Genomic DNA, 13,824 nt, shown 5'->3' with positions numbered 1-13,824 from the left:
AGATACACATGAAAAACGTGCTCGGCGACAAGCGCACGATCGCCATCCTGCTCGGCCCCGCACTCCTCGTCTACTCAGTCGTGATGCTCGTGCCGGTGCTCGTCTCACTCGGGTACACCCTCTTCGAGGGGAACGCGATCGTCGGCTTCACCTTCGTGGGCTTCGACAACTTCGTGCGACTGTTCGGCGACTCCGAAGTCCACGCAGCCCTCCTCTTCACTCTGAAGTACGCGGTCGTCGTGACCATAGGCCAGGTGCTCTTCGGGTACGGCCTGGCACTGCTCTACGCCTTCGCGCTGAAGCGGGCCTCGGGCCTCATCCGGACACTCGTCTTCTTCCCGGTCGTCATGCCGACCGTCGCCGTGGCCTTGCTCTTCCAGCAGCTCTTCTCCGTCGCCCCCACGCAAGGTGTCGTGAACTCCTTCATCACCTCATTCGGTGGCGTCCCGCTCGACTGGTTCGGCGACGGCGGCAGCGCCTTCGTCGTGATCGCGATCATGGACATCTGGCGCTCCATGGGCTTCTACGGCGTGCTTCTCTACTCAGGGCTCATCGACATCCCCGAAGACGTCATGGAATCCGCCAGACTCGACGGAGCCAGCGGGTGGAAGCTCATCCGCCACATCGTGCTTCCGCTCTCGCTGCCCGTCCTCATCTCCTCGCTGATCTTCTCGATCAACGGAACGCTCAAGGTGTTCGACAGCGTGCTCGCACTCACGAACGGCGGGCCCGGCAGCACCACGAGCCCCCTGACGATCGCGATGTTCGACCAGTCCTTCACCTACGGCCAGTACGGCTACGGCTCGACGATCGCGATGCTCCTGACGATGGTGTGCCTCGCCGTCACGTTCGTCGTCTTCCGCGGGGCCGCCCGCAACCGACAGAAGGCCGCATCATGACCACGACCAACAGCTTCTCGCCGGCCCGTGTCCGCCGGCTGCTCGGCCGGATCCCGGTCTGGATCGGCGTCGCCTTCCTCCTCGTCATCGTCGGCTACCCGCTGCTCTGGCTCCTCCTCGGCTCCTTCAAGACGCAGCGCGAGTTTCTCGAAGAACCCACCTGGGCGATGCCGGAGCAATGGAACTTCGACAACTACAGCGTCGCGTGGGAGACGGCCGGCCTCGGCCAGACGTTCCTGAACAGCGCAGTCGCCGTCCTGCCCTCGCTCTTCCTGATGCTCCTCCTCGGCACGGCCGCGGCGTTCGCGCTGGAGGTCATGGTGTGGAAGGGGCGCAGCAACGTGCTGCTCATCTTCCTCGCCGGCATCATGGTGCCGACCCAGATGATCCTGCTCCCGCTCTTCAGCGCCTACTTCCAGATCGGCCTCACCGGCACCCTCTGGACGCTGATCATCACCTACACCGCGACCGGGCTCCCGCTGACCGTGTTCCTGATGGCGACCTACTTCCAATCCATCCCCAGAGAGATCTTCGAAGCGGCGACCATCGACGGAGCATCCGTCATCAGGCAGTTCTTCTCCATCGGACTGCCGATGATGAAGAACGGCCTGTTCACCGTCGGGCTCGTGCAGTTCTTCTTCTTCTGGAACGACCTGCTCATCGCGCTCACCTTCGCGAACTCCGGCAGCATCCGCACGCTGCAGCTCGGCCTCCTCAACTTCAACGGGAACTTCGGCACGACGCAGTACGGTCCGCTCTTCGCGGCCGTCAGCATCAACGTGTTCGCACTCCTGATCGTCTACCTCATCCTCAATCAGCGAATCCAGAAGGGCCTCACGGCCGGAGCGGTCAAGGGATGAGCATCAACACTCCGAACAGGAACACCGTGCACGTCACTCCCCCCACGATCGAGCACCTCCGCGAGAACATCGGCATCGGCACCCCCACCCCTCGACTCAGCTGGAAGATCAGCGCCGCCCCCGGGTGGACACAAGATGCCTGGGAGCTCGAAGTGGATCGCGGCGGGCAGCTCAGCCGGTCAGGTGGTCGAGGCCACGAGCAGGTTCTCGTGTCGTGGCCGTTCGAGCCGCTTCGCTCGCGTGAGTCAGCAGCCATCCGTGTCCGCGTGCTCGGCGGCGGCACGTGGTCCGCCTGGAGCGACGCCACAACGGTCGAGGTCGGCCTCCTCGAGGAGGCCGACTGGCAGGCAATGCCCGTCGGCGCAGCCTGGGAGGAAGAGGCCGGGACCGACCGGAGGCCATCCCTCGTCCGTCGCGAGTTCCACCTCGCGAAGCCCGTCCGAAGCGCCCGCCTGTACGTCACCGCGCACGGTCTCTACGAAGCGGAGATCAACGGGCAGCGCGTGGGCGACCACGAGCTGTCTCCAGGCTGGACGAAGTACGACGACCGCCTCATCTACTGGACCTTCGACGTCACCCAGCACGTCCAGCAGGGCGCGAACGTCATCGGCGCCTGGCTCGGGGACGGCTGGTACCGCGGCCGGCTCGGCTTCAACGGCGGCTACCACGACCTCTACGGCACCGACCAGTCCCTCATCGCTCAGCTCGAGATCGAGCACACCGACGGCTCCCGCCACGTCGTCGCGACCGACGCCGATTGGGTAGCGGCGCTCAGCCCGATGACCAGCGCCGGCCTCTATGACGGCGAGAAGCACGACACCCGCGAGGAACAGGACGGGTGGAGCGCACCCGGTGCCTCCAATGACGGATGGACCGCCGTCGCAGTCCGCTCTCGCGACGCCGCCACTCTTGTCGCGCCGTCGCTCCCGCCGGTGCGATGCACGCAGGAGATCGAGCCTGTCTCGGTCACTCGAACCGCAGAGGACTCCCATCTCATCGACTTCGGGCAGAACCTCGTCGGTCGGCTCCGCGTTGAAGTCGACGGGCCGGCCGGACACCGCATCGAGCTGCGTCACGCCGAGGTGCTCGAGCACGGCGAGCTGGGCGTCCGCCCGCTCCGCCTCGCTGACGCCCACGACATCATCACCCTGGATGGCCGCGGCCCGCGCCTGTGGGAGCCGAAGTTCACCTTCCATGGCTTCCGCTATGCCGTCATCACCGGCCTTGCGGAGCTGCCCGTCGGAGGTGTGATCGCGCGCGTGCTGCACAACGACATGGAGCGCACGGGAACGCTCACCACCTCATCCGATGACCTGAACCGGCTGCACGAGAACGTCGTCTGGGGCATGCGCGGCAACTTCCTGTCGATCCCCATGGATTGCCCGCAGCGCGACGAGCGGCTCGGCTGGACGGGCGACATCCAGGTCTTCGCCCCCACCGCGTCCTTCCTCTACGACTGCGCCGGGTTCCTCGAGAGCTGGCTCGCGGACCTCGCCCTCGAGCAGCTGCCCGACGGCACCGTGCCGTGGTTCGTGCCCGTCGTCCCGGGCGGGCCCACCTGGACCCCCATCGAGACCGGCGCTGTGTGGGGCGACGCCTCTGTGCTCACTCCTCTGGTGCTGCACGAGCGATTCGGCGACCGTGGCATCCTCGCGCGTCAGTTCGAAAGCGGGCGAGCTTGGGTCGACCGGATGATCCTCCAGTCGGGCGACTCGCGACTCTGGAAGTCGGCACACCAGCTCGGAGACTGGCTGGACCCTGCTGCTCCGCCTCATGACCCGGCAGACGGGCAGACCGACAAGTACCTCGTCGCCTCTGCGTACTTCGCGTACACGACGAGGCGTCTCGCCGACATCGCCATCACCCTCGGCCGAACCTCGGAAGCGAGCAGGTACGCGACGATCGCGTCCCAGGCGCGCGACGCATTCCGCGGCGAGTACGTCGTGGATGGCGGCCTGCTCACGAGTGACGCGCAGACCGCATATGCACTCGCCATACGCTTCGATCTCCTCTCGGCATCGGAGAAGCAGGTTGCCGGTGCACGGCTGGCCCAGCTCGTGCGCGAGGCGGGCCACCGCATCGCGACGGGTTTCGCCGGGACCCCCGTCATCAGCGACGCCCTCACCGCAACCGGGCACCTCGACGAGGCGTACGCACTGCTCCTCGAGGACTCGTGCCCGTCCTGGCTCTACACCGTGCGCATGGGCGGCACCACGATCTGGGAACGGTGGGATTCGATGCTCCCCGACGGCAGCATCAACCCGGGTGAGATGACCAGCTTCAACCACTACGCGCTGGGCTCCGTGGCCGATTGGATGCACCGCACCATCGGGGGGCTGACTCCCGCGCAGCCTGGCTATCGGCGGGTCGTCTGGGCGCCACAGCCCGGCGGCGACCTCACGAGCGCGACGATCGCCTTCGATTCCAGGTACGGGAGGATCACTGGCTCGTGGACGCGAACCCTCGAGGGGGTCAGCTACGAGCTGCAGCTTCCGACCGGCGTCACGGGGCAGGTACGACTCCCAGGGGCCGATGAGCGATTCGAGCTCGTGTCTGGCGCGAAGTTCGAGCACCGCGTCGCGGCGCCCGCACTCGAGACGCGGGTGCGATAGGGAGAGCTGGCTCACCGTGACCGGCACGATCTCCCTCGCACGCGACCCCAGAGCGCAGCTCGTGCTCGGGACGCTCGGCTTCGGCACGAAGCAGGACCGGGATGCTTCGTTCGCCCTCCTCGATACCTTCATCGAGGAGGGCGGGCGCACCATCGACACGGCGCACGTGTATGGCAATTGGGAGCATGCGGCCGCGCCGAGTGCGAGCGAACGCATGGTCGGCGCGTGGCTGTCATCCAGAGGCGTGCGCACAGTTGTCAACGCCACGACCAAGATCGGCCACCCCTCGCTGGATGACCCCGCGGTGACGCGCCTCGACCCCGAGTCGCTGCGCCTCGACATCGAGGAGGCACGCGACAACCTCGGGCTCGAGACGATCCCGTTGGTGTACCTGCACCGGGACAGCACCGCGATACCCGTCGAAGAGCTCCTGGCGCCGTTGGAGGAGTTCACCCGAGCAGGCCTTATCGGTGCGTACGGCGCCTCGAACTGGACGACCACGCGTCTTCGGGAGAGCCGTGTGGTCGCGGCGGCTCGCGGCTGGACCGGATTCGTGGTCAACCAGCCCAGCTGGGGGCTCGCGCGCCCGCTCGAGACGGCACTCCCGACCGGGATGGTGGCGATGGACGGGAAGATGCATCGTTTGCACGAGCAGTCGGGCCTTCCAGCCAGCCCCTACTCGTCGCAGTCGAAGGGGTATTTCTCGCGCTGGAGGCGCGGTCCAGCTGACGCGACGGTTCGGCTCTTCCACGACAACCACAACAGGGCGACCGCGCTGCTGCTCGACGAGCTCGCGCCTCTCTACGGCGTACCCGCGACCGAGTTGTCGGTCGCCGTCCTCCTCGCCTCTGCGTTTCCAGTCTCTCCGGTCATTGGCGCTGGCACCGTCGAGCAACTGCGATCCAGCTTCCGCGCCGCCTCGGTGGGCTTGTCTGCGGCCCACCTCGAGGCAGTTCGCACGCTCTGCAAATTGCCCGTTGTGTAACGGCATGGCGACTGATAATTTCGTGTCACCCGGATGTTGAAGCGTTTCAACACATCGCTGCGTTCATCGACGAACGCCCCATCCGCGTGCCTCCACTCCCGATGAAGCACCTCAACGAAGAGAACGGAAGATCGCACTTGATATCGAAGACCCCCCACGGCAGAGGCCGATCATTCAAGGCCGCGACAGCCCTGACGCTCGGCACCTGCCTCTTCGCAGGATCCTTCGTGAGCGCGCAGCTCGCCATCGCCGCTCCGACCGACACCACTCCTGTCGCACTTCAAGTCGACCGCCAGGAGTCCCCCATCCTGGTCGACTCCACACCGAGCTTCAGCTGGCAGATGGATGCGGCGCATCGCGGCGCCGCACAGACCGCCTACCGCCTCGTGGTCGCGACCTCGGCCGAGAAGGCCTCCAACGGCGAGGGTGACGTCTGGGATTCCGGCGTCGTCGAATCGAACGCCAGTGCAGCGGTTGCCTACGCTGGCCCCGAGCTGTCGCCGAAGACCAGCTACTTCTGGGCCGTGCAGGTGACGGATGAGCGCGGGGAGACGCTGCCCACCGCCACGTCGTCCTTCCGAACCGGCCTCAAGGCGACCGACGGGAGCACCGGCTGGAACGGCGCCCAGTGGATCACCCAGCCAGGCGCCGAGCCCTCGCTCGCTGACGACCGCTCGCTCGCAACGACGTTCGATGTCTCGACGAGATTCCAGATCCTGCAGGGGTCCGCCGGCCTCACCTTCAACGGGATCGACGACGACTTCATCCTCCTCAACGTGGCTGAGGTCGACGGTCAGTACCGGCTGAAGCTGCACGAGGGCAACGCACAGGGCATCCGAGACTTCACCCGTGACAACGGCGCGGCCGAGAACACGGACAGCCCCCGTGGCTTCGACCCCGTGAATGTCGACGTCGCACTCGACGGCTTCGACCCCGCCGCCGAGCACACGCTCACGGCGAGCCTCGTCGGAGGCGGAGGGGTCTTCCCCTCCGGGTCGACGTGGAAGATCAGCCTCGACGGTGCAGTGCTCGCCGAATTCGAGCTGCCGGGCAACCGGCAGATGGTGCGAGCGGGTCTTGTCGGCCTGTACAACGACAACGGGACGAGCGCCAAGTACACCGATGTCTCCCTGACGGTGCCCGATGCGGCCGAGAAGCTCGAGGAGACCCAAGCGAAGCTCACCGCAGATCCCAGCGCATCCGCCTTCGCTGAAGCCGACGGTGCGAAGATCGCCGACGGCTGGATCACGGTTGCGGACAGCCTCGCTCAGGAGGCCGACACAAGTGCGTCGGATGGCCTCTTCCGCGAGGAGTTCACCACCAGCGGGAAGACAGTCGAGTCGGCCCACCTCTACGCGAGCGCCCTCGGCATCTACGAATTCGAGCTCAACGGCGAGAAGGTCGGTGACTCCTACCTGGCGCCTGGCACCTCCGACTTCTTCAAGACAGCGCTCTACAACGCCTACGACGTGACCGATCAGATCGCGGCCGGCGACAACGCGATCGGCGCGCAGCTCAGCGATGGCTGGTACTCGGGATCCTTCGGCGCGCTGCAGAAGCCTTACGGAGCGCAACCGGCGCTCATGGCGAACCTCGAGATCACCTACACCGACGGCAGCACCGAGTCGGTCGCGACGGGACCCGATTGGTCGTACTTCGGCGAGGGCCCGATCACCGACAGCAACCTCATGGACGGCGAGAACTACGACGCTCGGCTCGAGCCAGCAGTCGCAGGATGGTCGCAGGGCGGCTTCGATGAATCAGGCTGGGCAACATCCGCAACCACCTCGCTGCCCGCAGGGCTCAAGGTCGTCGGCGACAGCGCATCCGCGATCAAGAAGGTCGAGGAGCTCTCGCCCGTCTCCCGCACGGTCGATGCAAACGGCAACCTCGTCTTCGACTTCGGCAAGAACATCGTCGGCAACGTCGCGATCAACGTGTCTGGGCCCGCCGGTTCGACTGTCGAGCTCAACTACGGCGAGATGCTGAACGACAGCAGCGCAACAGCCGACGGCCCCGCGGGCACGATCTACAACGAGAACTTCCGCTCGGCGAAGGCCAACGACTTCTACACGATCGGCGACTCGGGCTCCGGCTCGTTCGAGCCGACGTTCACCATGCACGGCTTCCGCTACCTCGAGGTCTCCGGCTTCAACGGATTCGACGCGAACTCTGTCGACACAGGCGACGTCACGGCGCACGTGCTGAGCTCAGCCACCGAGCTGACGATGGACCTCGAGACGTCGAGCGACGGTCTCAACGCCCTGCACGAGAACACGATCAACGGCCTGCGCGGCAACTTCAACTCGATCCCGACCGACACTCCGGCCCGTGACGAGCGGATGGGCTGGCTCGGGGACATCCAGGTGTTCACGTCGACCGCATCCATGACCGCGGATGTGCGCAACTTCCTGCAGAAGTACACGGAACTCGACCTCGCGGACGCGCAGTTCGCGGACGGCCAGTACCCGCGCTTCGCGCCGTACCACTCCGGCTGGGAGTTCGTGCACGGCACGTCCGACCCGTGGACAGACGCCAGCATCATCGTGCCCTACGAGCTGTGGAGGGCGTACGGCGACACCGAGATCCTCGAGGTCAACTACGAGCAGATGAGTGCCTACGCGACGGCGCTCAACGAGGGCCCGCGCGGGTTCGTGCTCGGCGACTGGCTGTCGTTCGCGAAGACCGACACCGAGTTCGTGATGCAGGCGTACAAGGTGCACACGATCGCACTCATGGCCGAGGCCGCAGAGGCCCTTGGCAAGACCGAGGACGCGCAGAAGTTCAGCGGCTGGCACCAGGACTGGAAGAACACCTTCGTCTCCACCTACTTCCCGAGCGGTGGCTCGCAGATCGAAGGCGTCGACCTCGAGACGCAGGCCGCCTACGCCATCGTGCTCGACTTCGGCCTCTACCCGGATGGCAGCCAGGCTGGGCTCGCCGAGCGCCTCGCACAGCTGAGTCTCGCCGGCGAGAACGGAGAGCCCGCGCTCACGACGGGCTTCCTCGGCACTCCCGCCATCCTGCCGGCGCTCTCCGGCAGCGGCCAGCTCGACGCCGCCTACGACCTCGTGCTCAGCAACGCCTACCCGAGCTGGCTGTACACGGTCGACCAGGGCGCCACGACCTACTGGGAGCGCTGGAACTCGTACACGCTCGAGGACGGCTTCGGCGACGTGAGCATGAACTCGTACAACCACTACGCCTACGGCGCGGTCAGCGAGTGGATCTACAACACGGTCGCCGGCATCAACCAGGACCCGGCGAACCCCGGTTATCAGCACTCCGTGCTCAAGCCGCAGCCGGATGCCGACGGCCGCGTCACGTGGTCGAATGCCGCGTTCACCACGAACTACGGCACGCTCGTCTCCGACTGGACGACCGAGAACGGCGCGTTCGAGTACCACGTCGAGGTTCCCGCGAACTCGTCCGCGACGGTCTACGTGCCAGTTGCCGACGAGAGCATGACCGTGCTTGAGGGCGGACTCGCCGCGGCCGATGCCGAGGGCGTCACGCTTGTGGGCATCGAGAACGGGACGGCTCAGCTCGAAGTCACCTCAGGCAGCTTCGACTTCACGGTCGGTGTCGCCCCACAGCCGACAACGGAGCCCACGCCGCAGCCGACCTCAACGGACGGCACCGGGACCGCGGCGCCGACGTCGAGCCCCGGCAACGGCGGCGGTGACGGCGGCGGGAACGGGTCCGGCAACGGTTCGGGCAACGGCGGATCCGACGCCGGCGGCCAGGACGGCGACCTCGCAACGACGGGCGTCGACGGCACCCTTGCCGGTTTCCTCGCCCTGCTCGGGGCTGTCCTCGCAGGAACCGGAGCGGCGTTCCTCATCAAGAAGCGCCGAGGACGCGCGACGAGCGAGTAGGCGCAAGCGGACCGACGAAGACGCCCGGGCGGAAGGACTGGCACTCACCAGTTCATCCGCCCGGGCTTTTCTGCACCCCTGACGGCTGCCGACGCAAGGGCGGTCCGCTCGCGCGAACGCAGCGGCTTCAAGAGGTGCTCAGCGTGCGCGCTCGACCTCCGTCAACACGGCGTCGATCGCCTCGACGATCTGGTCGCACTGTGCCGGCGAGATCGGGAGTGGTGGCCGGATCTTCAGCGATGCCGCGCTTGGTCCTGAGGCGCTGATGAGCACGCCTGCTTGACGCATGCCGTTCACCACCCGAGCGGCGAGCTCCGGGTCCGGGGTTGTCGGCGTGCCGAGATCGAGGGCCGCGAAGAGCCCGGCACCGCGTGCGTGCTGTGCGGATTCGTGGCTCCGGACGAGCTCCTGCAAGCCGTCCAGGAGCCGCGTTCCCATCGTGGCCGCGTGGGCGACGAGCTCGTCGCCCTCGATCACGTCGAGCACCGCCGTGGCTGCGGCGATCGAGACGGGGTTGCCGGCGAAGGTGTTGAAGTATCTGACTTCGGCGCCGAACGATGCTTGGGCATCCACAGTGCCCACGACGGCCGCGATGGGCATGCCGTTGCCCATCGGCTTGCCCAGGACGACGAGGTCGGGGACGATCCCGTGACGCTCGAACCCCCACCACGTTCCCGTGCGCCCGAATCCGGGCTGCACCTCGTCGGCGATCCAGAGCGCCCCGAGTTCCCGGACCACGGCTTCGGCGGGCTGCAGGAAGCCCAGTGGATGGGTCTGCACGCCGTCACTCGAGAAGATCGAATCGAAGACGACTGCGGCAACCCCCGCCCCGGATTCCTCGAGCAGCGCGGCGGCCGCCCTCACATCCGCCGCGAGCTTGGCGCCGACCTGATCGGGCGGGGTCATCGCCGTATCGATAGACGGGATGGTGACGACGTCGGGCCCCAGCGGGTTGTTCGGGCCGAGAGACGGGGACATGCCTGCGGCCGTCACTGTCGTGCCGTGGTACGCGTGCTCGGAGATGATGAGCCCCCGGCGTCCGGTGCGATGGCGAGCGATGCGAACCGCGAGATCGACGGCTTCGCTGCCCGTGCAGGTGTAGGTGATCCGCTCCAGCGATGCGGGGAATTGCCCGAGCAGTCGTTCCGAGTAGTCGAGGATGGATTCGGTGAGGTACCTGGTGTGCGTGTTCAGCGTCTGCAGCTGCGCACTCACGGCGGCAGTCACGGCCGGGTGACTGTGCCCGATGACCGGAACGTTGTTGTAGGCGTCGAGGTAGGTTCGCCCATCGATGCCGAGCAGCTCGAGGCCGCTCGCCGATGCAAGCGCGACCGGCTCGTCATAGAAGAGGCGGTAGGACGGTCCGAGCGCTCGGTCTCGACGCGCGACGAGTTCGGCGATCCTCGGCTCGAGGCGTGTGCCCTTCGCGGGGTCGAATCCGTTTGCCATGTGGACGCCTGCACCGGTGGCTTGCTGCACGATGTCGTGTTCCTCTCTAGAGATCGCCGTGGGTCGGTTTCCCGCCCACCAGCGTGGTCAGGACCCGCGTCTTGCTGAGTTCATCCGGGGTCGAGGTGAGTGGTGATCGATCGAGGACAGCGAGATCAGCGAGTTGTCCGGGCCAGAGAGAGCCCGTGTCACGGCTCCCCGTGGCCTTTGCCGCATCTCGCGTGTACGAGGCGAGCGCCTGCTGCGCGGTCAGCCGCTCCTGCGGAGCGAACTCCTGCCCCGAGGCGGTTCGCCGCTCGATGAGCGTGCGCATCGCAAGGAACGGGTTGCCGTCGATGCACGGGCGATCCGAGCTTCCCGCAACGAGCACACCCGCGTCGAGCAGGCTCCGTGCTCGATAGATGCCAGGAACGCGCTCCTGCCCCATCGACTTCACGAACTCGTCGCCGAACCTATGCACGAACATCGCCTGAGGAGTGACGGCGATCCCGAGTCGGGCGAGCCGTGGAAGCTGGTCGTCTCGCAGGTAGCTCGCGTGTTCGATCCGGTGCGGCGTCGACGGCGTCCCGTTCGCCGCGATGGATGCTTCGATCGCGTCCATGGCCAGGTCTATCGCCGCATCCCCGATGGCGTGAGCAGCGATCGACCACCCGCTTGCGGCCGCCGCCAGGATCTTGCGCGTGATGTCCTCGGCATCGCCTTGCAGGAAGCCCGTATTGTCAGGCTCGCCGCAGTACGGGGCGGACATCGCTGCGGTGCGCCCAGTCAGGGAGCCATCCACGAAGAGCTTCAGCGGACCGAGACGGAGCCGGTCATCTCCGAGTCCTGTTCGAGCGCCGAGGGACAGACCTATCGAACCTGGGGTTGCCGGATTACCGTGCGCGAGTTCGAAGGAGTCCAGCGTTGGCATGACCTGCGCCCTCGCCCGCAGCACTCCGCAGTCTCGGGCCATCTGGTAGGCGCCGAGCTCGGCGGTGCTGTTGCCGATCCACCCCGCCCCGATGCCGGCCTCCGTGAAGGAGGTGATGCCCTCGGACGCGTAGATGCTGGTTGCCAGGTCGAGCGAACGGACGATGTCGGCGTGGGACATCGGCTTGAGGAGGTCGAGAACAAGAGCCTGCGCCGTTTCCTCCAGACGGCCGGTCACCTGACCGCGGGAGTCGCGCTCGATGCGGCCACCATCGGGATCAGAGGCGTGGAGAGCGCCAGACCTTCGGAGCGCTTCAGTGTTGGCGATCACGGCATGCCCCGAGGACTGCTTGATCACGGCAGGGCGCCCTGCCGTGACGGCGTCGAGGGACGCCAGATCGGGGTACGCACCGCCGACGAGGTGCTGGTTGTAGCCGGCCGCCTGCACCCACTCCCCCGCAGGCACTGTCTCCGTGTGGGCCGCGATCAGCGTGAGCGCCTCGTCCACAGTGCGAATACGCGACAGGTCGAGATCGATCTGCGTGCGGCCGAACCAGGTCGTGTGGCAGTGCGCGTCGATGATCCCGGGGATGACCGTCACCTCCCCCAGGTCCACACGACGGGTCGCCTCGACGCCGTCGAGATCTTCATCAAGGCCCACGACTCGACCCTGGTGGATGCCGAGGCGCCGCGCTTGCGGTCGTCGCTCGTCCATCGTGATGATGTCGGATGCCTCGATGACAAGATCGATCTTCACGCGTTCGCTCGATCCGCCGCGACGACGTTGTCGACGATCCGAAGACGTCCTCCGAAGTACCCGCCCAACGCGGTCAGCACTGCGACGAGAACCAGAAGCAGCGCGGCGATCCAGGACCCACCGCCGGTCACTCCGAGCAGGGCAGTCGCGATGAGCGGCAGGAACCCGCCGATCGCGCCGGCGATGTTGAAGCTGAGTGAGACGCCGGAGTACCGCTGCTCAGGCGGGAAGAGCTCGCTGAGCAGGGTTCCAGCCGCCGCGTAGACGATGTCGATGGAGGCGGTGCCGATCGTGATGGCGAGTGCGATCAAGAGGAACTCCCCCGTGTCGATCAGCCAGAAGACTGGGAACGCGACCACCGCGGTGACGATGCCGCCAACGACGCTCATACGCCCCGCGCCGAAGCGCTCGGTCAGGCGCCCGCAGATCAGGAGCGCCCCGATCTGGACGACCGCGGCGATCAGGGTGGCGTTCACCAGCCACTCTCGCGGCAGGCCGAGCGTGGTGGTCCCGTAGCCGACGACGAAGGTCGTCATGATGTAGAAGCCTGCGACGCCGAGGAGGCTCGCGCCGATTCCCGCGAGAAGCCGGCCGGGCGAACGCCGGAACACGACGAGTGCAGGAACCTTGGGCATCGACTCGGCCCGCTTCGCGAGCTCGAGGAACACCGGGGACTCCTCCATGCGGTTGCGCATCCAGAGGGCGATGAGCAGCAGCGGGAACGCGGCGAGGAACGGCAGGCGCCATCCCCAGGCGTCGAACGATTCGGGCGGCATGAGGAGGACAAGAGCGATCGCTCCGGAGGACAGCAGGGTGCCGACCGGGGAGCCCAGCTGCGGAAGGGCAGCGAAGCGGCCCCGTTGCTCGATCGGCGCGTGCTCGACGGCCATGGTCACGGCTCCGCCCCATTCTCCGCCGACCGCGAGCCCCTGCAGGAGACGCAGGACAGCGAGCGCGATAGGAGCGAGGACGCCGATGGCGGCGTAGTCGGGCAGGAATCCGATGAGCCCGGTCGCGACCCCGATCAGGACCACGGTCAGGATGAGGGCGGGCTTGCGTCCGATCCGGTCCCCGATCGCTCCGAAGAGCACCGCTCCGATCGGACGGGCGACGAAACCGACGCCGAACGTCGCGAAGGCGGCGAGCAGGGCGGCGACCGGATCGAGGGTCGTGAAGTAGAGGCGGTTGAACACGATGGCCGCGGCCGTGCCAAACAGGAAGTAGTCGTACCACTCGAGCGCGGTACCAGCGAACGCAGCGACGGCGATGCGGCGAGCATCGGTCGTCGTCACGGTGATTGACTTCGTCGTCATGTGGGGAACCCTTCATTGATCACCAATAATGGAAGCTTCGCAGAGCGGTCACGGGGTGTCAACTGCCACATACGCGCAATGACAGTGTTCTTGTTTCGTGTTACAGCGGTATTTCAAACCCCTCGGCCTTGCAACAGGATCTTTGATGATCAATACTTGGCA

Annotated in this window: 8 protein-coding genes; 5 read left to right on the top strand and 3 right to left on the bottom strand. The window is 66.6% G+C overall.

The window, feature by feature from the left end; all coding sequences use genetic code 11:
* Positions 1-8 precede the first annotated feature (8 nt).
* From ITJ67_RS15395 to ITJ67_RS15375, 5 genes are all read left to right on the top strand, one after another.
* A complete protein-coding gene (locus tag ITJ67_RS15395) occupies positions 9-899 on the top strand; it encodes a carbohydrate ABC transporter permease (RefSeq protein WP_104244605.1) in 891 nt (296 codons plus the stop codon).
* Positions 896-1,759, top strand: coding sequence for a carbohydrate ABC transporter permease (locus ITJ67_RS15390; RefSeq protein WP_104332703.1), 864 nt, complete (start codon positions 896-898; stop codon positions 1,757-1,759). Before ITJ67_RS15395 ends, ITJ67_RS15390 begins: the two co-directional genes overlap by 4 nt.
* Entirely contained in the window at positions 1,756-4,371 is a 2,616-nt protein-coding gene (locus ITJ67_RS15385; protein WP_228503044.1) for an alpha-L-rhamnosidase, read from the top strand. The genes ITJ67_RS15390 and ITJ67_RS15385 overlap by 4 nt, the downstream gene beginning before the upstream one ends.
* Positions 4,372-4,387: 16 nt before the next feature.
* Positions 4,388-5,356, top strand: a complete 969-nt coding sequence (locus ITJ67_RS15380) for an aldo/keto reductase (RefSeq protein WP_194678225.1) — start codon at positions 4,388-4,390, stop codon at positions 5,354-5,356.
* 227 nt (positions 5,357-5,583) lie between these two features.
* Entirely contained in the window at positions 5,584-9,234 is a 3,651-nt protein-coding gene (locus ITJ67_RS15375) for a family 78 glycoside hydrolase catalytic domain (RefSeq protein ID WP_194678224.1), read from the top strand.
* Positions 9,235-9,372: 138 nt separating this feature from the next.
* Here the strand turns inward: ITJ67_RS15375 and ITJ67_RS15370 are convergent, their stop codons facing one another.
* From ITJ67_RS15370 to ITJ67_RS15360, 3 genes are read right to left on the bottom strand one after another with little or no spacing between them, the layout of a single operon-like run.
* Positions 9,373-10,683, bottom strand: a complete 1,311-nt coding sequence (locus ITJ67_RS15370; protein ID WP_194678223.1) for an aspartate aminotransferase family protein — start codon at positions 10,681-10,683, stop codon at positions 9,373-9,375.
* Between the two features lie 46 nt (positions 10,684-10,729).
* Positions 10,730-12,349, bottom strand: a complete 1,620-nt coding sequence (locus ITJ67_RS15365; protein ID WP_194678222.1) for an amidohydrolase — start codon at positions 12,347-12,349, stop codon at positions 10,730-10,732.
* On the bottom strand, positions 12,346-13,662 hold the full coding sequence (locus ITJ67_RS15360; protein ID WP_160074527.1) for an MFS transporter: 1,317 nt from the start codon (positions 13,660-13,662) through the stop codon (positions 12,346-12,348). Before ITJ67_RS15360 ends, ITJ67_RS15365 begins: the two co-directional genes overlap by 4 nt.
* Positions 13,663-13,824: the final 162 nt, after the last annotated feature.

Source organism: Pseudoclavibacter sp. VKM Ac-2867 (assembly GCF_015351275.1).
Taxonomy (GTDB): Bacteria; Actinomycetota; Actinomycetes; order Actinomycetales; family Microbacteriaceae; genus Pseudoclavibacter.
This window is presented reverse-complemented; position numbering and strand designations above follow the sequence as displayed.